22 protein-coding genes are annotated in these 20,440 nt (G+C 69.7%); 9 read left to right on the plus strand and 13 right to left on the minus strand.

Annotated features, from left to right (window positions below; all coding sequences use genetic code 11):
- Positions 1 to 4: 4 nt before the first annotated feature.
- The gene (locus tag ACIA03_RS09490; RefSeq protein ID WP_396981551.1) at positions 5 to 640 is read right to left on the minus strand and encodes a TetR/AcrR family transcriptional regulator; all 636 of its coding nucleotides are present in this window, start codon (positions 638 to 640) and stop codon (positions 5 to 7) included.
- Positions 641 to 790: 150 nt separating this feature from the next.
- Here ACIA03_RS09490 and ACIA03_RS09495 point away from each other — a divergent pair, with 150 nt between their 5' ends.
- From ACIA03_RS09495 to ACIA03_RS09505, 3 genes are read left to right on the plus strand one after another with little or no spacing between them, the layout of a single operon-like run.
- Positions 791 to 1,573 (plus strand): SDR family NAD(P)-dependent oxidoreductase, encoded by a 783-nt coding sequence (locus tag ACIA03_RS09495; protein WP_396981553.1) that lies wholly within the window; start codon positions 791 to 793, stop codon positions 1,571 to 1,573.
- A gap of 2 nt (positions 1,574 to 1,575) precedes the next feature.
- The gene (locus ACIA03_RS09500; protein ID WP_396981555.1) at positions 1,576 to 2,709 is read left to right on the plus strand and encodes a DUF5938 domain-containing protein; all 1,134 of its coding nucleotides are present in this window, start codon (positions 1,576 to 1,578) and stop codon (positions 2,707 to 2,709) included.
- Positions 2,710 to 2,719: 10 nt separating this feature from the next.
- Positions 2,720 to 4,333: an AMP-binding protein gene (locus ACIA03_RS09505; RefSeq protein WP_396981558.1), complete on the plus strand. Its 1,614-nt coding sequence runs from the start codon at positions 2,720 to 2,722 to the stop codon at positions 4,331 to 4,333.
- Positions 4,334 to 4,354: 21 nt separating this feature from the next.
- Here the strand turns inward: ACIA03_RS09505 and ACIA03_RS09510 are convergent, their stop codons facing one another.
- From ACIA03_RS09510 to ACIA03_RS09530, 5 genes are all read right to left on the minus strand, one after another.
- A complete protein-coding gene (locus ACIA03_RS09510) occupies positions 4,355 to 4,609 on the minus strand; it encodes a hypothetical protein (protein WP_396981560.1) in 255 nt (84 codons plus the stop codon).
- Between the two features lie 100 nt (positions 4,610 to 4,709).
- Positions 4,710 to 5,231 carry a pyridoxamine 5'-phosphate oxidase family protein gene (locus tag ACIA03_RS09515; protein ID WP_396981561.1) on the minus strand — a complete coding sequence of 174 codons (522 nt, stop codon included), beginning with the start codon at positions 5,229 to 5,231 and terminating at the stop codon, positions 4,710 to 4,712.
- A 54-nt stretch (positions 5,232 to 5,285) separates the two neighbouring features.
- A complete protein-coding gene (locus tag ACIA03_RS09520; RefSeq protein ID WP_396981564.1) occupies positions 5,286 to 5,675 on the minus strand; it encodes an acyl-CoA thioesterase in 390 nt (129 codons plus the stop codon).
- Positions 5,672 to 6,862 carry a fumarylacetoacetase gene (fahA, locus tag ACIA03_RS09525; RefSeq protein ID WP_396981566.1) on the minus strand — a complete coding sequence of 397 codons (1,191 nt, stop codon included), beginning with the start codon at positions 6,860 to 6,862 and terminating at the stop codon, positions 5,672 to 5,674. Before fahA ends, ACIA03_RS09520 begins: the two co-directional genes overlap by 4 nt.
- Positions 6,859 to 8,058 carry a homogentisate 1,2-dioxygenase gene (locus tag ACIA03_RS09530; RefSeq protein WP_396981568.1) on the minus strand — a complete coding sequence of 400 codons (1,200 nt, stop codon included), beginning with the start codon at positions 8,056 to 8,058 and terminating at the stop codon, positions 6,859 to 6,861. The genes fahA and ACIA03_RS09530 overlap by 4 nt, the downstream gene beginning before the upstream one ends.
- Positions 8,059 to 8,165: 107 nt before the next feature.
- Here ACIA03_RS09530 and ACIA03_RS09535 point away from each other — a divergent pair, with 107 nt between their 5' ends.
- Positions 8,166 to 8,561, plus strand: coding sequence for a hypothetical protein (locus tag ACIA03_RS09535; protein ID WP_396981570.1), 396 nt, complete (start codon positions 8,166 to 8,168; stop codon positions 8,559 to 8,561).
- On the opposite strand, the gene ACIA03_RS09540 is transcribed toward ACIA03_RS09535, so the two are convergent.
- Positions 8,545 to 8,871: a type II toxin-antitoxin system PemK/MazF family toxin gene (locus tag ACIA03_RS09540; RefSeq protein WP_396981572.1), complete on the minus strand. Its 327-nt coding sequence runs from the start codon at positions 8,869 to 8,871 to the stop codon at positions 8,545 to 8,547. The two genes, ACIA03_RS09535 and ACIA03_RS09540, sit on opposite strands and share 17 nt — an antisense overlap.
- 103 nt (positions 8,872 to 8,974) lie before the next feature.
- Here ACIA03_RS09540 and ACIA03_RS09545 point away from each other — a divergent pair, with 103 nt between their 5' ends.
- The 3 genes from ACIA03_RS09545 to ACIA03_RS09555 all read left to right on the plus strand — a co-directional run bounded on the left by ACIA03_RS09545 (position 8,975) and on the right by ACIA03_RS09555 (position 11,803).
- Entirely contained in the window at positions 8,975 to 9,544 is a 570-nt protein-coding gene (locus tag ACIA03_RS09545; RefSeq protein WP_396981574.1) for a Uma2 family endonuclease, read from the plus strand.
- A gap of 85 nt (positions 9,545 to 9,629) precedes the next feature.
- Entirely contained in the window at positions 9,630 to 10,838 is a 1,209-nt protein-coding gene (locus tag ACIA03_RS09550; RefSeq protein ID WP_396981576.1) for an NAD(P)/FAD-dependent oxidoreductase, read from the plus strand.
- Between the two features lie 17 nt (positions 10,839 to 10,855).
- Positions 10,856 to 11,803: an RNA polymerase sigma-70 factor gene (locus tag ACIA03_RS09555; RefSeq protein ID WP_396981578.1), complete on the plus strand. Its 948-nt coding sequence runs from the start codon at positions 10,856 to 10,858 to the stop codon at positions 11,801 to 11,803.
- Between the two features lie 78 nt (positions 11,804 to 11,881).
- Here ACIA03_RS09555 and ACIA03_RS09560 read toward each other — a convergent pair whose 3' ends face one another.
- The 3 genes from ACIA03_RS09560 to ACIA03_RS09570 form a co-directional block, all read right to left on the minus strand.
- Positions 11,882 to 13,210: an MFS transporter gene (locus ACIA03_RS09560; protein ID WP_396981580.1), complete on the minus strand. Its 1,329-nt coding sequence runs from the start codon at positions 13,208 to 13,210 to the stop codon at positions 11,882 to 11,884.
- A gap of 71 nt (positions 13,211 to 13,281) precedes the next feature.
- Positions 13,282 to 14,142 carry a shikimate dehydrogenase gene (locus ACIA03_RS09565; RefSeq protein WP_396981582.1) on the minus strand — a complete coding sequence of 287 codons (861 nt, stop codon included), beginning with the start codon at positions 14,140 to 14,142 and terminating at the stop codon, positions 13,282 to 13,284.
- Positions 14,143 to 14,274: 132 nt separating this feature from the next.
- Positions 14,275 to 14,898 (minus strand): TetR/AcrR family transcriptional regulator, encoded by a 624-nt coding sequence (locus tag ACIA03_RS09570; protein ID WP_396981584.1) that lies wholly within the window; start codon positions 14,896 to 14,898, stop codon positions 14,275 to 14,277.
- 82 nt (positions 14,899 to 14,980) lie between these two features.
- Here ACIA03_RS09570 and ACIA03_RS09575 point away from each other — a divergent pair, with 82 nt between their 5' ends.
- On the plus strand, positions 14,981 to 16,780 hold the full coding sequence (locus ACIA03_RS09575) for a bifunctional sugar phosphate isomerase/epimerase/4-hydroxyphenylpyruvate dioxygenase family protein (RefSeq protein ID WP_396981586.1): 1,800 nt from the start codon (positions 14,981 to 14,983) through the stop codon (positions 16,778 to 16,780).
- Between the two features lie 51 nt (positions 16,781 to 16,831).
- Here the strand turns inward: ACIA03_RS09575 and hppD are convergent, their stop codons facing one another.
- The gene (hppD, locus tag ACIA03_RS09580; protein ID WP_396981588.1) at positions 16,832 to 18,037 is read right to left on the minus strand and encodes a 4-hydroxyphenylpyruvate dioxygenase; all 1,206 of its coding nucleotides are present in this window, start codon (positions 18,035 to 18,037) and stop codon (positions 16,832 to 16,834) included.
- 119 nt (positions 18,038 to 18,156) lie between these two features.
- Here hppD and ACIA03_RS09585 point away from each other — a divergent pair, with 119 nt between their 5' ends.
- Entirely contained in the window at positions 18,157 to 18,627 is a 471-nt protein-coding gene (locus ACIA03_RS09585) for an Lrp/AsnC family transcriptional regulator (protein ID WP_396981590.1), read from the plus strand.
- A gap of 8 nt (positions 18,628 to 18,635) precedes the next feature.
- Here the strand turns inward: ACIA03_RS09585 and ACIA03_RS09590 are convergent, their stop codons facing one another.
- A complete protein-coding gene (locus ACIA03_RS09590) occupies positions 18,636 to 19,733 on the minus strand; it encodes a sensor histidine kinase (RefSeq protein WP_396981592.1) in 1,098 nt (365 codons plus the stop codon).
- Positions 19,734 to 19,743: 10 nt separating this feature from the next.
- Positions 19,744 to 20,409, minus strand: a complete 666-nt coding sequence (locus tag ACIA03_RS09595) for a response regulator transcription factor (protein WP_396981594.1) — start codon at positions 20,407 to 20,409, stop codon at positions 19,744 to 19,746.
- Positions 20,410 to 20,440 lie beyond the last annotated feature (31 nt).

Here is a 20,440-nt window from a genome sequence, read left to right on the forward strand (position 1 = left end):
AGCCCTAACCCTTCGGCCGAGCCAGCAGCATCGGCATCAGCCCGATCACCTGGGCCCGCAGGTCCTCGAGGGCACCCTCGCGACCGTTGAGGTGACCCAGCAGCGCCTGCTGGAAGATGCCGTCGAACATCCCGTACGCCACCGGCGCGGCGATCGCGGGCTCGACGCCGGAGAGCGTGGCGTAGCGGTCCACGATCCTCGCGATCATGTCCTCCAGGCTCTGGTCGATCTGGGTGACCGCCTCGCGCAGGCTCTCCTCGAACATCGACTGCGAGCGCAGGTCGTACCAGAGCCGGTGCATCGGCGCTTCCTCGACGATCGTCTCGACCAGCTTGTCGCCGAACCTCTCGGCGAGGTCCTCGGCCGAGGTCGCATCGGCCACCACGCCGTCGTAGCGGTGGACGCAGGTCTCCTTGTAGTAGCGCACACAGAAGACGATCAGCTCGAGCTTGTCGTTGAAGTAGTAGTGCACGACGCCGTGGCTGAACTCGGAGTTGTTGGCGATCTCGCGCAGGCTGGCGCGCGCGTAGCCCAGCTCCCCCAACGTACGCAGCGCCGACTCGGCGAGCGCCTTGCGGCGTTCGTCGTGCTTGTCGGCGGGCGTGCGGCGAGACGCCTTCGGAGCGGCGACCTGGGTCATGGGCCGCAACGATACCCCCTCCCGTGCGCTCCTTCGCGCCATCCGGACCATTTTCTGGTCAATCGTCAAAAGAAATCTTGACAGTCGTCAAGATACGCGATTGTCTGTGAGCCGGATCACAGCGACATCACAGCGACGAAGGAGTCACAGATGACCGATCTGAGCGGACGCACCGCACTCGTCACCGGCGGAGCCCAAGGCCTGGGCGAGGGGATGGCCCGTGCACTCGCCGCGGCCGGCGCCAAGGTCGCCGTCGCGGACGTGAAGGACGACCAGGGCGCCAAGGTGGCCGAGTCCATCGGCGGCACCTTCGTGCACCTGGACGTCACCGACGACGCCTCCTGGGAAGCCGGGGTCGCCGCCGCGGTCGAGGGCCTCGGCGGACTCGACGTGCTCGTCAACAACGCCGGCGTGGAGATCACCAGCCTGGTCACCGAGCTCGACCCGAACGACGTCAAGAAGATGCTCGAGGTCAACGTGCTCGGCACGGCCCTCGGCCTCAAGCACGGCCTGCGTGCGATGCGGCCCGACGGCGCTGCCGGCAACGGCGGCGTGATCGTCAACGTCGCCTCGGTCGCGGCCACGATCGCCTTCCCCGGCATCTCGGTCTACTCGGCCACCAAGAGCGCCGTCGACCGGCTGACCCGGGTCGCGGCGATGGAGAGCGGCAAGCTCGGCTACGGCGTACGCGTCAACTGCATCTACCCCGGGCTGGTGCCGACCGAGATGGGCGTCGGCCTCGCCGTCGACTGCGCCAACCTCGGGCTCTTCGAGTCGCCCGACGCAGCCGTCGCCGGCGTCGTCGAGCTGACCCCGTCGGGACGCCTCGGCACGGTCGAGGACATGGCCGACGCGGTCGTCTTCCTCGCCTCCGACCAGGCGAAGTTCATCAACGGAGTCGGCCTGCCGGTCGACGGTGGAATGGGGATGTGAAGATGAGCGAGAACAAGCCTGTCGTCGTCTACGGCGCCTCCGGCTACACCGGCCGGCTGGTGTGTGAATACCTGCGCGAGCTCGGGGTGCCGTTCGTGGCCGCCGGCCGCTCCAAGGACAAGCTGGTCGATTCGATGACCTCCCATGTCCCCGGCATCGAGACCGCCGACTACGAGATCGCCGAGGTCGAGCACACCGTCGAGGCGCTCACCGAGCTGCTCACCGGCGCCCGGGTCGTGCTCAACACCGTCGGCCCCTTCTCCAAGCACGGGCCCGAGGTCGTCGAGGCCGCGCTGGCCGCCGGGGTCCACTACACCGACACCACCGGCGAGCAGGACTGGCTGATCACCTGCGACGAGACGTACGGCGCCGACTACGCCGCCAAGGGGCTGCTCCTGGCCCCGGGCATCGCGCAGATGTACACCACCGGTGAGATCGCCGCCGAGATCTGCCTCGAGCAGCCCGGCCTCGACACCCTCGACATCGCGGTCTTCTGGGGCGGCTCCCCCACGATCGCCTCGACGCGGACGATCCTGGTCAACGCGGCCACCTCGAAGGCGCACTACCTGGAGCAGAACGCGTACGTCGAGTTCGACCCGACCGCCGGACTGGTCCCGCTCGTGGTCCCCGGCCAGCACGAGCTGGCGCTCTCGCTGCCGTGGGGCGGCACCTCGCACCCGGTCTGGTACCGCCGTGACCCGAAGGTGGCCAGCTGCAAGGCGCAGGGCGGCGTCTTCAACGCCGCGCTGATGAACGGGGTGCCGCAGATCGTCGCGGGCGCGCTCGAGGCGACCAAGGACATGGACCCCGAGCAGCGCGACGAGGCGCTGACCGCCACGGCGGCCCAGGTGATGAACCAGATGCCGCCGCGCGAGAACCCGCGGCTGAACAAGTCGCTCGACTCGGTCCACGCCTCCGGCCCGCTGGGACGCGCGCACTGCGTCATCCACGGCAACCAGAACTACAAGCAGACCGGGCTGCTGCAGGCGTACGTCGCCTACTCGCTGCTGCAGCAGCCGCCTCGCCGGGTGGGCTTCGCCTCGGGCTGCCAGGCGTTCGGTCACCGCGAGCTCCTCGGCCAGCTGCAGGCCTTCGGGCTGGTCTCGGAGCCGGTCGTGACCCGGCAGCGCGGCTGAGGGCGGCCCGATGCGGCTCGTCGACTATCTGGACAAGGGTGCCTCGCTGGGAGGCGACGCGCCCTGTCTCGTCTGCGGCGAGGACACCTGGACGTACGCCGAGGTCGTCGATCTCTCGGTGCGCGTCGCCGCGGGCCTGCAGGCCCGCGGCGTCGCGCCGGGGGCGAAGGTCGCCATCCTCTCGGCCAACGACCCGGTCGCCTTCGCCTCCGTCTTCGGGATCAGCCGCGCCGGGGGCGTCTGGTGCCCGATCAACCCGCGCAGCGAGGCGGCCGAGAACCGGGAGCTCCTCGACCTCTTCGGCTGCTCGGCGCTGATCTTCCAGTCGGCCTTCGCCGGTCTGGTCGACCAGATCCGCGGCGACCTCCCGGAGCTGACCACCCTGGTCTGTCTCGACGCGACCTATGACTGGGCGATCGGCTGGGACGACTTCCTCGGCTCCCCCGACGCGTTCGAGCCCGTCGAGGTCACCGACGACCTGGCCATGGTCGTCGGCACCGGCGGGACGACCGGGCGGCCCAAGGGCGTCATGCTCACCGGCACCAACCTGGAGACGATGTCGGCGATCACGCTGATGGCCTACCCGTGGCAGGGCGCGCCTGAACGTCCCACCTATCTCGCGCTCGCGCCGCTCACCCATGCCGCCGGGGTGCTCTGCTTCCCGGTGATGTGCCTGGGCGGCCAGATCGTGGTGATGCGTACGCCGGACGTGGGGTCGTTCCTCGAGCACATCGAGCGCCACCACGTCACCCACACGTTCCTGCCGCCGACGCTGATCTACCTGGTGCTGGACCACCCGGCGCTGCCGTCGACGGACCTGAGGTCGCTGCGCTGCTTCTGGTACGGCGCGGCGCCGATGTCGGCGACCCGCCTGGAGGAGGCGCTGATCCGGATCGGACCGGTGATGGCGCAGCTGTTCGGTCAGACCGAGGCGCCGATGATGATCGCGACCATGTCGCCCGCCGACCACTTCCACGCGGACGGGACGGTCGCCACCGAGCGGCTCTCCTCGGCCGGTCGTCCGGCACCGCTGGTAACGGTGTCGATCATGGGCGAGCGCGGCGCGCTGCTCGGCTCCGGGGATCGGGGCGAGATCGTCGTACGCAGCTCCCTGGTCATGCGGGGCTACCTCGACAACCCCGAGGCCACCGCCGAGGCGAGCGCGCACGGCTGGCACCACACCGGCGACATCGGCTTCCTCGACGAGGAAGGCTTCCTGCACATCGTCGACCGCGCCAAGGACATGGTGATCACCGGTGGTTTCAACGTCTACTCGACCGAGGTCGAGCAGGCGCTGATGACCCACCCCGCCATCGCCGACTGCGCCGTGGTCGGGCTCCCCGACGAGAAGTGGGGCGAGCGCGTCACCGCCGTCATCCTGCCCAGGCCGGGCGCCTCGGTCGATGTCGGCGACCTGAAGGCGTACGTCAAGGAGCGGATCGGCGCCGTCAAGACCCCCAAGCAGATCGAGGTCTGGCCGGACCTGCCGCGCTCGAAGGTCGGCAAGGTGCTCAAGACCGAGATCAAGAAAAGCCTGTCTCATGGGGCCGAGTCGGCGGATCTGCCCCCGTGTCTCGCGAAGCGAAGCGAGCGGGAGGGGGCAGATGCGCCGACTCGGCCGTAAAGCACTCGGGCCGTAAAGCCCTCAGCCCGCCCAGATCACGAACAGCGAGTAGTCGTCGAACGGCGACTCGGAGCCGTCGCACCGCCATGCGGTGATGTCGCCGTCCTCCAGCATCTCCGCGCCGGCAGCGGCACAGTCGTCCTGCCAGTAGAAGTCGCGGCCGGTGTACTCCCAGCCGCCCTCGGCGGTCGAGGCGGATGCCGACGTAGCCAGGGCACCGCCGGCGATCAGGGCAGCGGCGAGCGGGGCGGCAGCAGCGATTCGGATGAGCTTCATGATGATCTCCTTGGTTGGTGTTCCTGTCGGACACCCACCACGCTCCGCCTCGCCGCTGTCAGAAATGTCCCCCATCACTCACCGTTTTCTGTCACTACCATCAGTCTGCGTTCGTTTGCTCCGGAAAGGCGGCCGGATCCGCGGCGTATGCCACCATCCACCTCGGCTCGATGGTGGCGTAGACGACACCAGGCCCTTCCCAGGTCTGGGGGTCGGAGCCGTAGAACTCGGTGAAGTAGGCGTTGTGCTCCTCGAACTCCGGACCCTCGCTGACGACGTGCGCCGCGCCGTGGGTGAAGACACCGATGCGCTCACCGTCGACGTGGGTCGCGCTGACAGCCGGGCGAGCGAGCATGTGCTTGGCCTTGACGGCGGTGGGAGAGGTCCCGAACAGCCAGCGCCCGTGGCGGAAGTGGCCGTCGTCGCAGCTCGTCCGCGGCTCGCCCCGGGCGGTCACGGTGGCCAGCACCAGCACCTTCATGCCCGTCAGCTCCGTGACGAGCTGACGGGCGTTCAGGCGTCGTTCGTCGTTGACGATGCCGGTCAGATGGCCGCTCGCGCGGCCGATCGAGGCGTCCAGGAGGCGTTGCAGGTCGGCGATCTCTTCGTCTGTCTCGTGCACCCGACGAGTCTCACCCCGACGTCCTCCGGGTTGCTTGACCGTTCTTGCTCGGGCTCAGCCGATCGCGGCGGCGATCTCCGGCGGGATGGCGGTCGAGCCCGACCCGTCGGTGGAGACGACCACATAGACGACCGACACGGCGCAGGCGACCTCCTCGCCCCGGCGGAACTCGAACTCCAGGGTGAAGCTCTTGGTGCCGATCCGCGTGGTGCGCACCGGCACCTGGACCCGTTCGCCGAGGCCGATTCCCGCCTTCCAGTCCAGGTCCGCGTGGGCGAGCTGGACGTCGACGCCGAGCTCCTGCCAACGGGCATAGGGCACCCCACAGGTTTCGATGAAGTGGGTCATCGCCTCGTCGACGTAGGCGAGGTACCAGCCGTTGAACATCACCCCCTGCATGTCCACCTCGAGATAGCGGGGCGTGAACTCGTAGACCGTCGTCACGGCCGCTCCTTCGCGGGCAGGATCCGCCCGCTGACCTCGCCGAGGGCGATCCGGCCGCCGCCCGGCGCGGGCGCGGTGGCGGTGATGGTGACCTCGTCGCCGTCCTTCAAGAACGTACGCACCGACCCGTCGTCGAGCTTGAACGGCTCGGCGCCCGACCAGCTGAGCTCGAGGAACGAGCCGCGCTGGCCCGGCTCCGGGCCGCTGATCGTGCCGCTGGCGAACAGGTCGCCGACGCGCAGCGAGGCACCGTTGGCCGTCATGTGCGCGAGCATCTGCGGGGCGGTCCAGTACATGGTGGCGTACGGCGGCTCGGCGACCAGCGTTCCGTTGAGCCGGACCTCGAGGGCGAGGTCGAGCGCCCACGGCTCCAGCGACGAGTCGTTCAGGTAGCCGGCCAGCGGAACGTCTCGTTCCGGCGGGCTCACCCGGGCCGCCTCGAGCGCCGCCAGCGGGAGCACCCACGGCGAGATCGAGGTGGCGAACGACTTGCCGAGGAACGGGCCCAGCGGGACGTACTCCCAGGCCTGGATGTCCCGCGCCGACCAGTCGTTGACGAGGGTGACCCCGAAGATGTGGTCGGCGGCCTCGGCGAGCGGGACCGGGGTGCCCCGCTCCGAGGCGACGCCGACCACGAACCCGAGCTCGGCCTCGATGTCGAGGCGGATCGAGGGGCCGTCGACGATCCCGTCGGGGGTCTTCCGTAGCCCGGCCGGCCGGACGACATCGGTGCCGGAGACGACCACGGTGCCGGAGCGGCCGTGGTAGCCGATCGGCAGGTGCTTCCAGTTGGGCGTCAGCGGCTCGGAGTCGGGGCGGAACATCTTCCCGACGTTGGAGGCGTGGTGCTCGGAGGCGTAGAAGTCGACGTAGTCGGCCACCGTGAACGGCAGCAGCAGATCGGCGTCCTCGAGCGGCACCAGGTGCGGTCGCACCTGGTCCTCACTCGCCGGGTCGCTGAGCAGCCGGGTCACCTCGGCGCGTACGTCCTTCCAGACGGCCGGTCCGGCGGCGAGCAGCGCGTCGAGGCCTCCTGCGCCGACGCCCGTGACGGCGGCGACGTCGAGCACCAGGTCACCGATCCGCACCCCGAGTCGCGGGGTCGGATCCGCGGCGGTGCGGAAGGTGGCGTACGGAAGCGCCTCGAGGCCGAACTGACTGTCACCGATGTCCAGCCACCCGGTCACTGGCGACCCCCAGCCCAGGTCCAGGCGTACTTGCCGTCGTCGACGGCGGCGCCGGCCTCGCCGACCTCGAGAGGCCGGAAGGTGTCGACCATGACCGCGAGCTCGTCGAAGAACTCCGCGCCCAGGCTGCGCTCCATGGCGCCGGGCTGGGGACCGTGGGCGTGGCCGCCGGGGTGGAGGGTGATCGAGCCGATGCCGATCCCGGAGCCCTTGCGGGCCTCGTAGTCACCGCCGACGTAGAACATGACCTCGTCGGAGTCGACGTTGGAGTGGTAGTAGGGCACCGGCACCGCGAGCTCGTGGTAGTCCACCTTGCGGGGCACGAAGTTGCAGATCACGAAGTTGTTGCCCTCGAAGACCTGGTGGGCCGGCGGCGGCTGGTGGACCTTGCCGGTGATCGGCATGTAGTCGGCGATGTTGAAGACGTACGGGTAGAGACAGCCGTCCCAGCCGACCACGTCGAACGGGTGGTGCGGGAGGACGTGGACCGAGCCGGCGATGCCGCCGGCGCCCGGGCCGCGATGCTTGATGTAGACCTCGGCCTCACTCGCGTCGACCGTCTGCGGGTCGGTCGGGAGCCGGAGGTCCCGCTCGCAGTAGGGGGCGTGCTCGAGGAACTGGCCGAACCGGGAGAGGTAGCGCTTCGGCGGGGCGATGTGGGAGTTCGCCTCGATCGCGTAGACCCGCAGCGGAGCGTCGCCGACGGGCACCCAGCGGTGGGTGGTGGCGCGTGGGATCACCACGTAGTCGCCCTCTCCCACCATCAGGTCGCCGAAGACCGTCTCGACGACACCTGTCCCGGACTCGACGTAGACACACTCGTCGCCGATCGCATTGCGGTAGAGCGGCGAGGCCTCCCCCGCCACGGCGTAGTGGAGCCGGACGTCGCCGTTGCCCAGCACCAACCGGCGGCCCGTGATCGCATCGGCGCTCTTCCACTCCTCCCCCGGGAAGAGGTCGTGCAGCCCGAGGTGCATCGGGCGCAGGGGATGGTTGGGGGTGGTGCCATGGTCGGGCAGCTCCCAGATGCGTACGTCCTTCACCGCCGAGGGGATGTGGCGGTGGTAGAGCAGGGAGGAGTCCGAGGAGAACCCTTCCTCGCCCATGAGCTCTTCGTAGTAGAGATTCCCTTCTCCGTCGCGGTGTTGGGTGTGCCGCTTGGGCGGGATGTGCCCGCGCTGTTGGTAATGCGCCATACCCCGGATCGTACGTGACCTTGACCACACCGATCATGGGGGCCGAACGTCCTGACTTCGCCCCAGGTACCTCCCGGGGCATGCCTCACTTCCCCTAGGCTCCTCAGATGCCCTCCGAGACCCCCGAGACCCTTTTCGTGGCACACGCGACGGGTCGTCTCCTGCACGTCCGGGCCTGCCCCCAGCTCCTCGGCCTCGACGCCCCGTTGAAGGCCACTCCCGCGCAGATCGAGTCGTTGGGCACCTGCGCGTGGTGCGCGAAGGAGCTCTCCGAGGCCGGCCGAAGATACTTCGACTCCGTCGAGCAGGCCGTTCGCACCCTCGACCCCTCCGACGACGCCGTCCGTGCCACCGAGGAGGCTCTCGGCGATGTCGACTACGAGCTCGTCTGGGTTCCGCCCAGCTATTCGCACATCGCCGTGGGCGACAAGGAGCACGCTGTCGCCTGGATCGGCCGGGGGTGCGTCATGCATGAGGACGGGCGACTCATCGACTTCGGCTGAGGGCGTCGTCGATCTCGCTCATCTTCGCGGTGGTCAGCGTGCCTGCGCGCTCGATCAGGTCGTCCCGGGACAGCGTGGTCAGCCACGTGCACGGGGTGAAGCCCGGACGCGGGAGCGCGAACCGGAGCACGCCTTCGAAGGGCAGGCCCTCCGGGGTGCCCACTGCCACTTCGATGCCCAGACCGGTGATGTCGACGCCCGCCGGCGGGACGACCTGCATCACCTGGATCCCGGACGGGTCGTCTCCCGACAGCAGCACGACCGGCCGCCGCTCGTCGAACTCCACCCACCAGACTTCGCCACGCTGCACATGTCCTCCTGACTCAGGACGGCAGGCCGATGCCCGCACGACCCCACGAATGTACAGTCGCTTACGCGAGATCCAGCACGAGACAGGCAGGTATCCTCAAGACATGACCGCGTTGCCCGACTGGATGCAACCGCCCCGTGAAGAGGGTTGGTACTCCGAAGACCTCGACATGCTTGTCGAGGCGCCTCCCCACACCGAACTCATCGACGGAGCCCTGGTCTTCAACATGTCACCCCAGCGCCGCTGGCACAGTCGGCTCGTCACCGCCCTGACCAACGCACTGACGGCGCAGGCGCCCGACGGATTCGAGGTGGATCGGGAGCTGACGGTGGTGCTCGACCGGCGAAACCGGCCCGAGCCGGACGTGCTGGTGAGCACCGCGCGGATCTCCGAGCAGGCTTCGTTCTATGACGCCGACTCGGTGGTGCTCGTGGTCGAGGTCGTCTCGCCGGAGTCCGAGCACCGGGACCGGACGATCAAGCCGCAGAAGTACGCCGAGGCAGGCATCTCCCACTACTGGCTCATCGAGAACGAGGACGGCGCGCCCGCGATCCACGTCTACGAGCGCGACGACCTCACCAACGCCTACGTCGCGACCGGGATCTTCCGCGACCGGCTCGACGTCCCGGTGCCGTTCCCGGTCAAGATCGACGTCACCGACCTGCTCCGCTGACCTCATCATCCGCGACGGTGCGTTGTCACAACCAGCGCACCGCCGGTGTCCCATGGGTATGAACCTCGACAAGCAGGAGGAACCCATGAGCAAGCCCCACGTGGTGGTCATCGGTGGCGGGTACGCCGGCGTGATGGCCGCCAACCGGCTCACCAAGCGCGACGACGTCGCGATCACCCTGGTCAACCCGCGCGACCACTTCGTCGAGCGGATCCGGCTCCACCAGCTGGCCGCCGGGTCCTCGGAGGCCGTGGTGGCCTACGTCGACGTGCTCGGCGAGCGGGTGCGTCTCGTGGCCGACACCGTCGGTTCCATCGACGCGGGTGCGCGGACGATCGCGCTCGGGAGCGGGCAGGAGATGGCGTACGACTATCTGGTCTACGCCGTCGGCAGCGCGGGCACGGCTCAGGTCCCAGGCGTGGCGGAGCACGCCTACGGGGTCTCGACCTACGAGGAGGCGACCCGGCTGCGGTCGGTGCTGGACGCGGCTCCGGCCGATGCCCCGGTGGTCGTCGTCGGCGGCGGGCCGACCGGCATCGAGGTCTCCTCCGAGCTGGCCGAGACAGGCCGGAACGTGGCTCTGATCTGCGGAGACAGAATCGGACCGTGGCTGCACGAGAAGGGCCGGACGGTTGCCGAACGTGACCTGCGGCGGCTGGGCGTCGACATCGTCGAGGGCGCCCGGGTGACCGAGGTGATGGACGGCCGCGTACGCCTCGACAACGGCCGCGAGCTGCCCAGCTCGGTGACCATCTGGACCGCCGGCTTCGCCGCGCCGGACCTGGCCCGCGCGAGCGGGCTGTCCACCGACGAGCTCGGCCGGCTGCTCACCGACGAGACCCTGACCAGCGTCGACGACGACCGGATCGTCGCGACCGGCGACGCCGCGGCACCGTCGGGACTGGCGTACCGGATGAGCTGCCAGGCCGCCAACCAGCTCGGGCCGCTGGCCGCGGAGACGGTGCTCGCCCGGCTCGCCGGTGCGACACCGCAGCCGGTGAGCATCGGGTTCGTGGGCCAGTGCATCAGCATCGGCCGTGGGCTGGGGCTGGTGAACTTCTCGCGCCGGGACGACTCCGCTGTGGGCGCCCGGCTTCGTGGCGCGCCCGCGGCGAAGGCCAAGGAGCTGGTCTGCCGCAGCACGGTCTGGGCCCTGGGGATGGAGGCGCGTCGGCCCGGATCCGCGTTCGGCCTCAAGGACCGTTCGCGCGCCGGACGGGTGCAGGCCGCCAGAAACTTCCCGTCCGGTGTCACAGTCTCGGGCGCCGTCTCGTCCCAGGGGTGGAAGATGTGACCTGAGGGAGGACGAACGTGACACCTGAGACCGAGATCGAGTTCGAGGAGCTGCGACCGCTGCTGTTCTCGATCGCCTACCGGATCCTCGGCAGCGTGAGCGAGGCCGAGGACGCCGTGCAGGAGACCTGGATCCGGCTGGAGGGGACCTCGACCGAGCCCGAGTCGCTCAAGGCCTACCTGTCCACCGTGGTCACCCGCATCTCCCTCGACGTGCTGCGCTCCGCGCGGGTCCGGCGGGAGACGTACGTCGGGCCGTGGTTCCCCGAGCCGCTGCCGACCGACACCCACATCGACGAGCCGGTCGACATCTACGCGAGCCCGGAGCGGGCGACCGAGCTGGCCGACTCGGTGTCGATGGCCGCGCTGCTGCTCCTGGAGCGGCTCAGCCCGCTGGAGAGGGCGGTCTTCGTGCTGCGCGAGGTCTTCCACTTCGGCTTCGCCGACATCGCCGCGGCCGTGGACCGTTCCGAGGCCGCCTGCCGTCAGCTCGCCTCCCGGGCGCGACGGCACATGGACGAGGGCAAGCCGCGGTTCGAGGCCGATCGCCGCAAGCGGGTCGAGCTGTCGACGCGGTTCTTCGAGGCGCTGCGCGACGGCGATCTCGACCGACTCCAGGCCCTGCTGGCGGCCGATGTCGAGACCGTCAACGACGGCGGCGGCGTGGCCGGTGGGGTCGGTGGCCGGTTCGGTGCGGAGAAGGCCGCCCGCATCCTGATCGCGGCCGTGCCGCCGCTGCTCGCCATCGGCGCCCGCCTGGAGCAGCGCGAGCTCAACGGCGAACCGGGTGCCATCCTGCGCGACGCCGACGGCGCCATCCTCGGCACCTGGACCCTCGACATCCTCGACGGCCAGATCCAGCGGATCCGCTCGGTCACCAACCCCGAGAAGCTCGGCCACCTCGGCCCGGTGGCCGATCTGAAGGACGTCGTCCGCCGCCGCAACCGCCACCGCCGCGGGCAGTGACCTAGCCGAGTCGGCTCATCCTGACCAAGAATCCCGCCGAGTCGGCGCGTCATGACGCGCCGACTCGGCGGGTTCTGGTCAGACCGTCGCGCCTTGCGGGGCCACCGTCCGCAGACCGAGGTCGGCGGTGCGTACGTCCTTGGTCTCGCGGGCGGTCAGGGCGGCGACCGAGGCGACGAGGCAGACGACGGCGGTGTAGCCCGCGGTGACGACCCAGCCACCCTCCTGGACGCCACCCAGAGCGGTGACGATCGACGGCGTGAACCCGGCCAGCAGGAAGCCGATCTGGGTGCCGATCGCGACGCCGGAGAAGCGCACCGGGGTCGAGAACATCTCACCGTAGAAGGACGGCCAGGTCGCGTTGGCGGCCGCGTAGCCGAACGAGAAGGTGAGGATCGCGAGCGCGAAGACGAGCAGCTCGCTGCCCTGGCTCATCGAGAGCAGGTAGAACGGCATCAGGACCGCGCTGGCGACGGCGCCGTAGATGAACACCGGCTTGCGCCCGATCCGGTCGGCGAGCCGGCCGAACATCGGCTGGGTGAACAGCGCCACGACGTTGGCCGCGACGACCAGCCACAGCGTGATCGAGTCGACCATGCCGACCGCGACGCCGTAGGCGATGGCCAGGTTGCCGAAGACCGTGGAGACGGCCGCGATGAAGGCGCAGCAGATGACCCGCAGCACGTCGACCCAGTGGTCACGCAGCAGCACCGCGAGGGGCAGCTTGGCGACCTCGTTGTTGGCCTTGGCCTCTTCGAACTCCGGGGTCTCGTTGAGGCGGCTGCGGATGAAGAACGCCACCACGACCACGATCGCGGAGAGCCAGAACGGGATCCGCCAGCCGATGCCGTACTTGATCTCGTCCGGCAGCGCCACGACCGGGATGAAGACGAGCGCGGCCAGGATCTGGCCGCCCTGGGTGCCGGTCAGCGTCCAGGAGGTGTAGAAGGAGCGCTTGTCGTCGGGGGCGTGCTCGAGGGTGAGCGAGCTGGCGCCGGCCTGCTCGCCGGCGGCCGAGAGACCCTGGAGCAGGCGGCACACGATGAGCAGTGCGGGCGCGATCCAGCCCGCCTGGTCGTACGTCGGCAGGCAGCCGATCAGGAACGTGCCGCCGCCCATCAGCAGGAGGGTGAACAGCAGGACCTTCCGGCGACCGATCCGGTCACCGAAGTGACCGACGAAGATCGCGCCGACAGGACGGGCGACGTACGCGAAGGCGAAGGTCGCGAACGACATCACCAGCGCGGCGTCACCGGCGCTGGGGAAGAAGACGTGCGGAAAGATCAGCGCCGCGGCAGAGCCGAAGACGAAGAAGTCGTAGTACTCGACCGCGCTGCCCATGAAGCTGGCCAGTGCGGCCCGGACCGGGGTCTTGCCTTCTCGGTTCTCGGTGTCAGGTCCCGCCATCGGGTCCTCCTCGGGGTCTGTCCCGCGGTCCTGACCGCGGGATGTGGGGGGGGATGAATGTGTTCAGAGATTCAGCCGGCCGCGGCCAGCTCGCGCAGGTGGGCGAGCATCCGCCCGGCATCGGGGTCGATGCCGGTGATCAGCCGGAAGGCGTCGACGGCCTGGTAGACCGCCATATGGCCTCCGTGGAGCGTCCGGCAGCCGACCTCACGCGCGGCCTGCAGCAGCGCGGTGTCCAGAGGCCGGTAGACGATGTCCGCCACCCACAGCTCGGGGCGGAGGAGGCTGGTGTCCAGGGGCGTGCCGGGGTGATCGGCCATGCCCATCGGGGTGCAGTTGACCAGTCCGTCGGCCTCGGGCACGAGCGCGGTCAGCTTGTCGACGTGGCTCGCCTCGACGGCGCTGTCCGGGTGGTGGCGCCGGATCTCCTCGACCCGCATCTGGGCACGGTCGAGGTCCATGTCGGCGATGACCAGCCGGTCGACGCCCTGGCCCACGAGCGCGTGGGCGACGGCCGAGCCCGCCCCGCCCGCGCCGAGCTGGACGACGGTGCCGAGCGGGGCGTCCGGCATCCCGGTGCGCAGTGCGTGGCCGAACCCGGTGGTGTCGGTGTTGTGGCCGACCGCACCCTCCTCGGTGAAGACCACGGTGTTGACCGCACCGAGCCGGGCCGCGGTCTCGTCGAGCCGGTCGAGGTGCTCGATCACGAGCTCCTTGCACGGATGGGTGATGTTGAGCGCGTCGAAGCCGAGGCGCCGGGCCTCCCTCATCAGGTCGCCCACGCCCTTGGCCGGAACCCCCAGAGCGGTGATGTCGAGCGTCTTGTAGACGTACGACAACCCGTGCTCGAACCCTTCGCGCATGTGCAGCGCCGGACTCAGCGAGGGTCCGACGCCCGCGCCGATCAGGCCGACAAGAAACGAAGACTTCATCCAGATGGTCCTTAATGTACGAACTAGTACGTTACGAGAGTGAAGGGCATCACATTCCACCCCGGCTCGTCAACCCCTGCACAGAAAAGAGCCCGTCCCCGCGGCGCGGGGACGGGCTCTTGCGGCCGGAGGTCAGCGAGCGGTGAGCCAGCCGACGACGATGTCGCCGAGGATGCGGCGGTTGCGCTCACGCACGTCGGGAGCGAGCATGTCGCGACCGAAGAGGAAGCCGAAGGTGGCGCTGTTGGCGACCTGGAAGACGCAGTAGGCGCTGATCATCATGTGCACGTCGACGGCGTCGACGTCGGCGCGGAGCTCACCCGAGGCGCGGCCGCGGGCGAGGACGTCTTCGAGGACGGTGGCGGCCGGGGCGCCGAGCTCACGCAGCGACTCGACCTTCTCCATGTGCCGGCCACGATGGATGTTCTCGACGGAGACCAGGCGGATGAAGTCGGGGTGATCGACGTGGTGGTCGAAGGTGAGCTCGGCGATACGACGGATCGCGTCGACCGGCTCGAGATCGCCGGCGTGCAGACCCTGCTCGAGCTCGCGGATCCGGCGATAGGCCGCCTCGAGCACCGCCAGGAACAGCCCCTCCTTGCCGCCGAAGTAGTAGTAGATCATCCGCTTCGTGGTGCGGGTGCGCTCGGCGATCTCGTCGACGCGGGCGCCCGAGTAGCCCTGCTCCGAGAACACTTCGGTCGCGACCTCGAGCAGCTCGGACCGGGTGCGTTCGGCATCACGCGACTGAACCATGCTCCGAGCCTAGAGCACGGCCCGCTTCCCTTCGCGCAGCGATGTATGTACCGTTTCGTACATTAGCGACGAACGGAGACCCATGCGCACTTCGATCGCCACCGTCTGCCTCAGCGGCGGCCTGGTCCAGAAGATGTACGCCGCGGCCGAGGCCGGCTTCGACGCGATCGAGATCTTCGAGCCCGACCTCATCGCCGCACCCCAGTCCCCCGAGGAGATCCGGGCGCTGGCCGACCGGCTCGGGCTCACCCTCGACCTCTACCAGCCCTTCCGCGACGCCGAGGGCGTCGACGAATCGGCCTTCGCCGACGTGCTGCACCGGGCCGAGGCGAAGTTCCGGCTGATGCGGCGACTCGGGATCGACCTGATGCTGGTGTGCAGCAACGTCGGCACCGCGACCGTCGACGACGACGAGGTCTCCGCGGGACAGCTGCGGCGGCTGGGCGAGCTCGCGGCGACGTACGGGATCCGGCTCGCCTACGAGGCGCTGGCCTGGGGACGGTTCGTCGACGACTACCGGCGCTCGTGGCGCATCGTCGAGCTCGCCGACCACGCAGGCGTCGGGATCTGCCTGGACAGCTTCCACATCCTCTCCCGCGGTCACGACCCGAAGCAGATCGAGGAGATCCCGGCCGAGAAGATCTTCTTCCTGCAGCTCGCCGACGCCCCCGCGCTCAGCATGGACGTCCTCTCCTGGAGCCGCCACCACCGGCTCTTCCCCGGCGAGGGCAGCTTCGACCTGCCGGCCTTCCTGGGTCACGTGCTGCGCGCCGGCTACGACGGACCGCTCTCGCTGGAGGTATTCAACGACACCTTCCGCCAGACCGATCCGGTCCGCACCGCCCGCCAGGCCCAGCGCTCGCTGCGCTGGCTCGCCGACCGCACCGCCGACCTGCTCGGCGAGGAGGCCGGTCTCCCCGCCGGCCCCCTCCCCCGGCTGCCCGAGGTGGCCGCGCCGGAGGCCTTCGACTTCGTCGAGATCAAGGCGCCGGACACCTCCGGTGTCGAGGTGCTGCTCGAGCAGCTCGGCTTCGACTTCCGCGGCCGCCACCGGAGCAAGCAGGTGCGCCTGTGGACCTGGGGTGCGGCCCGGATCGTCTGCAACGACGTCCCCAGCGCCTCCCCCGAGCCGCGGATCGCGGCCGTCGGCTTCGACGTCGCCGACTCGGACCCGGCAGCCGAGCGGGCTGCGCGGCTGATGGCGCCGCCGGTCCACCGCCGGACGTACGCCGGGGAGCAGGCGCTGCGCGCCTTCACCTCCCCCGACGGCACCGAGGTCTTCCTCTCCCACGCCGAGGACTGGATCGGCGAGTTCGACGGCGGCGTGTCGAGCCCCGACGGACACGCCGCGCGGATCGACCACGTCAACCTGGTCCAGCCGTGGCACAGCTTCGACGAGGCGGTCCTCTTCTACACCAGCGTGCTGTCGTTGACCCCGCAACCGACCCAGGAGGTCGCCGGCCCCTCCGGCCTCGTCCGCAGCCAGGTGATGAGCTCGCCGGCCGGCGGCGTACGGCTGCCGCTCAACCTGCTCCCGACCGGGCAGCAGGGCCAGGCACAGCACATCGCGCTCGCCTGTCCCGACATCATCGGCGTCGTCGCCGCCGCCCGCGAGCGCGGGCTCCGGCCGCTGAAGGTGCCGGGCAACTACTACGACGACCTCATCGCCCGCTTCGGCCTGCCCGACGACCTCGTCGCCACCCTGCGCGACCTCGACCTGCTCTACGACCGCGACGCCGACGGCGAGTACCTGCACTGCTACACCGAGACCGTCGGCGAGGTCTTCTTCGAGCTCGTCGAGCGGCGGGATCGCTACGACGGCTACGGCGCCGGCAACGCCCCCGTCCGCCTGGTCAGCCAGTCCCAGCCGCCGAAACCGTAGAAGTGGGCGACGAAACCACAGTTTCGTCGCCCACAACTACAGATTCGGCGATCAGAAGTTGCCGCGGCGCTCCTGCTCGCGCTCGATGGCCTCGAAGAGGGCCTTGAAGTTGCCCTTGCCGAAGCCGAGGGAGCCGTGGCGCTCGATCATCTCGAAGAAGACCGTGGGGCGGTCGCCGATCGGCTTGGTGAAGATCTGCAGCAGGTAGCCGTCCTCGTCGCGGTCGACCAGGATGCCGCGCTTCTGCAGCTCCTCGATCGGCACCCGCACCTCACCGATCCGGGCGCGCAGCTCGGGGTCCTCGTAGTAGGAGTCGGGGGTGTTGAGGAACTCGATGCCGGCGTCGCGCAGCGCGTCGACGGTGGCCAGGATGTCGCCGGTGGCCAGCGCGAGGTGCTGGGCGCCGGGGCCCTGGTAGAACTCCAGGTATTCGTCGATCTGCGACTTCTTCTTCGCGATCGCCGGCTCGTTGAGCGGGAACTTCACCCGGTGGTTGCCGTTGGCGACGACCTTCGACATCAGCGCGGAGTAGTCGGTGGCGATGTCGTCGCCGATGAACTCGGCCATGTTGGTGAAGCCCATGACGCGGCCGTAGAAGTCGACCCACTCGTCCATCTTGCCGAGCTCGACGTTGCCGACGACGTGGTCGAGCGCCTGGAAGAGCCGCTTGGGCGCACCCTCGGGCTTCTTCAGCGTCGAGGTGCGGGTCACGTAACCGGGCAGGTAGGGGCCGTCGTAGCCGGACCGGTCGACCAGCGTGTGGCGGGTCTCGCCGTAGGTGGCGATCGCGGCGATGCGTACGGTGCCGTGCTCGTCGGTCACGTCGTGGGGCTCCTCCACGACACGGGCGCCCTGCTTGCGGGCGTGCTCGATGCAGCGGTCGACGTCGGGCACCTCGAGGGCGATGTCGATGACGCCGTCACCGTGGCGGGCGTGGTGGGCGATGATCTCGCTCTCGGGCGCGACGCCGCCCTTGATCACGAACCGCACTCCCCCGCTGCGCAGCACATAGGAGTGGTGGTCGCGGTTGCCGGTCTCGGGACCGGAGTAGGCGACCAGCTCCATGCCGAAGGCGCTCTGGAAGAAGTGGGCGGTCTGGGTGGCGTTGCCGACGGCCCACACGACCGCGTCCCAGCCGGTGACCGGGAAGGGGTCGGAGGTGTCGTCGTAGGCCACGAGGCCGACGAGCTGCTCCAGCTCGGCCAGCCCGAGTCCGGCGAGCTTCTCTTGGTTGGTCAGGGTGTCTGCAAGCGTCATGCGGGCAAGTCAAGTGGGCCGGATCACACCAAACAAGTTGACCACCGGGCACTGGTCAATCTGTCAGATCGGACCAGCATTCACTCCCGTCGGCTAGGCAATCTGACTACCATCGAGCCATGAACCTCGATGACCTCGATGTCACCCTCCTGGAGACCCTGCACACCCACCCGCGGGTCGGCGACCTCGAGCTCTCCCGGGTCGCCGGCGTCGCCCGCGCGACCGTGCAGAGCCGGCTGCGCAAGCTGGCCGAGGCCGGCGTGATCCGCGACTGGGCGCCGACGATCGATCCGGCCGCAGCCGGCCACACCGTCCAGGCGTTCGTGACCCTGGAGATCTCCCAGGGAGCGCTCGAGGACGTACGCCGTGATCTCGCCGAGATCCCCGAGGTGCTGGAGGCGTACGTCACCACCGGCTCCTTCGACGTGTTCTGCAAGGTGGCGACCGGGTCGCACGCGAAGCTCCAGGAGGTGCTCGTCCGCATCGACCAGTCCCATGCGGTCGTCCGCTCGACCAGCGTGGTCACCCTCTCCACGCTCATCGAGCCGCGCACCCTCGACCTGCTGCGCACCGGAGCGGCGCGGCGCTGACGCGTGGGTCAGACGGCGCGGGGAAGCTCGACGGAGACCCGCAGGCCACCGCCCGGACGGGCCAGGACGGCGAGGTTGCCGTCGTGGGCATGGGTGATGCTCTTGACGATCGCCAGGCCCAGACCGACGCCGGCGTGGTCGCCGTGGATGCGCTGGGTGCCTCGCTGGAACGGCTCGGTGAGCGTGGCGACGAGGTCACGGGAGAGCTTCTCGCCGGTGTTGGCGACGGTGAGGACGACACTCCTCTCGCCGGTGGCGACGGTGACCGACACCGACCCCTTCTCGGGCCCGCCCTCGGGCAGGTTGTGGACGATCGCGTTGTGGATCAGGTTGGTCGCGACCTGTAGTAGCAGGGCGGGCGAGCCGCTGACCGAGGCCTGGTCGCCGGAGGTCTCGATCCGCACTCCGCGCTGCTCGGCGAGAGGCAGCAGCGTCTCGACCGCCTCCTCGGCGACCAGCGACAGATCGACCGGTTCACGGACGAACGAGCGCTGGTCGGCGCGGCTGAGCACGAGCAGCGCCTCGGTGAGGTCGATCGCGCGGGAGTTGATCAGGCGCAGCCGGCCGATGAGCTCGTCGACGTCGCGGTTCGGGTCCTTGCCGGCGACGTCGAGGAGCGTCTGCGTGATGGCGAGCGGGGTGCGCAGCTCGTGGGACGCGTTGGCCGCGAACCGCTGCTGCTCGGCCACCTGCGACTCGACCTTCTCGAGCATGTCGTCGAAGCCGTCGGCGAGCTCGCGCAGCTCGTCGCCGGGGCCCTCGAGTTCGATCCGGTGCGAGAGGGAACCGGTCGCGGCCGTACGCGTGGCCTCGGTGATCTTCCGCAGCGGCGCCAGCATCCGGCCGGCCAGGATCCAGCCTCCCAACAGCCCGAACACGAGCAGGAAGCCCATCATCGTGGCCGCCCGCGGGACGAAGGCGCGCTCGAGGTCGGAGCGGTTCGGGACGAAGGGAGCGCTCGGCCTCCCCGGCTGCTGCGGCCATTCCATCCACACCCCGTCGGGGACGTAGCGCAGCAGGAAGACCCACACCACCGCGAGGAGCAGGACTCCGGTGACCACGATGACTCCGGCGTAGCTCAGGGTGAGCTTGAGCCGGACGCTCATCCCCGGGCGTCTAGGAATCGACATCGATCCGGTATCCGACACCGGGCACGGTCGCGATGATCGCCGGCTCTCCCAGCCGCTTGCGCAGGGCGGAGACGGTGATGCGTACGGCGTTGGTGAAGGGGTCGGCGTTCTCGTCCCACGCCCGCTCCAGCAGCTCCTCGGCACTGACCACGCCGCCCTCGGCGGCGGCGAGCACCTCGAGCACCGCGAACTGCTTGCGGGTCAGCGCCACGTAGCGGCCGTCGCGGTAGACCTCCCGGCGGAACGGATCGACCCGCAGGCCCGCGATCTCCCGCACCGGCGGCCGGTTGTGGGCACGCCGCCGGTCGAGAGCCCGCAGCCGCAGCACCAGCTCACGCAGCTCGAACGGCTTGGTCAGGTAGTCGTCGGCACCCAGCTCGAACCCGGAGGCCTTGTCGTCGAGCCGGTCGGCCGCGGTGAGCATGAGGATCGGCATCCCGGTGCCGGAGGCGACGATCCGCTTCGCGACCTCGTCCCCCGAGGGGCCCGGGATGTCGCGGTCGAGCACGGCGATGTCGTAGGCGTTGACGCTCAACAGCTCCAGGGCCGTATCACCGTCACCGGCGACGTCGGCGGCGATCGCCTCCAGCCGCAACCCGTCCCGGATCGCCCCGGCCATCAACGGCTCGTCCTCGACCACCAGCACCCGCATGCTCTGATCCTAGGTGTCGATGACATATCGC

It is taken from the genome of Nocardioides sp. NPDC051685 (assembly GCF_044453405.1).
Classification (GTDB): Bacteria; Actinomycetota; Actinomycetes; order Propionibacteriales; family Nocardioidaceae; genus Nocardioides.

Coding starts and splice junctions, on each gene's coding strand:
- ACIA03_RS09490 (WP_396981551.1), bottom strand. CDS start 640: ATGACCCAGGTCGCCGCTCCGAAGGCGTCTCGCCGCACGCCCGCCGAC.
- ACIA03_RS09495 (WP_396981553.1), top strand. CDS start 791: ATGACCGATCTGAGCGGACGCACCGCACTCGTCACCGGCGGAGCCCAA.
- ACIA03_RS09500 (WP_396981555.1), top strand. CDS start 1,576: ATGAGCGAGAACAAGCCTGTCGTCGTCTACGGCGCCTCCGGCTACACC.
- ACIA03_RS09505 (WP_396981558.1), top strand. CDS start 2,720: ATGCGGCTCGTCGACTATCTGGACAAGGGTGCCTCGCTGGGAGGCGAC.
- ACIA03_RS09510 (WP_396981560.1), bottom strand. CDS start 4,609: ATGAAGCTCATCCGAATCGCTGCTGCCGCCCCGCTCGCCGCTGCCCTG.
- ACIA03_RS09530 (WP_396981568.1), bottom strand. CDS start 8,058: ATGGCGCATTACCAACAGCGCGGGCACATCCCGCCCAAGCGGCACACC.
- ACIA03_RS09535 (WP_396981570.1), top strand. CDS start 8,166: ATGCCCTCCGAGACCCCCGAGACCCTTTTCGTGGCACACGCGACGGGT.
- ACIA03_RS09545 (WP_396981574.1), top strand. CDS start 8,975: ATGACCGCGTTGCCCGACTGGATGCAACCGCCCCGTGAAGAGGGTTGG.
- ACIA03_RS09550 (WP_396981576.1), top strand. CDS start 9,630: ATGAGCAAGCCCCACGTGGTGGTCATCGGTGGCGGGTACGCCGGCGTG.
- ACIA03_RS09560 (WP_396981580.1), bottom strand. CDS start 13,210: ATGGCGGGACCTGACACCGAGAACCGAGAAGGCAAGACCCCGGTCCGG.
- ACIA03_RS09565 (WP_396981582.1), bottom strand. CDS start 14,142: ATGAAGTCTTCGTTTCTTGTCGGCCTGATCGGCGCGGGCGTCGGACCC.
- ACIA03_RS09570 (WP_396981584.1), bottom strand. CDS start 14,898: ATGGTTCAGTCGCGTGATGCCGAACGCACCCGGTCCGAGCTGCTCGAG.
- ACIA03_RS09575 (WP_396981586.1), top strand. CDS start 14,981: ATGCGCACTTCGATCGCCACCGTCTGCCTCAGCGGCGGCCTGGTCCAG.
- hppD (WP_396981588.1), bottom strand. CDS start 18,037: ATGACGCTTGCAGACACCCTGACCAACCAAGAGAAGCTCGCCGGACTC.
- ACIA03_RS09585 (WP_396981590.1), top strand. CDS start 18,157: ATGAACCTCGATGACCTCGATGTCACCCTCCTGGAGACCCTGCACACC.
- ACIA03_RS09590 (WP_396981592.1), bottom strand. CDS start 19,733: ATGAGCGTCCGGCTCAAGCTCACCCTGAGCTACGCCGGAGTCATCGTG.
- ACIA03_RS09595 (WP_396981594.1), bottom strand. CDS start 20,409: ATGCGGGTGCTGGTGGTCGAGGACGAGCCGTTGATGGCCGGGGCGATC.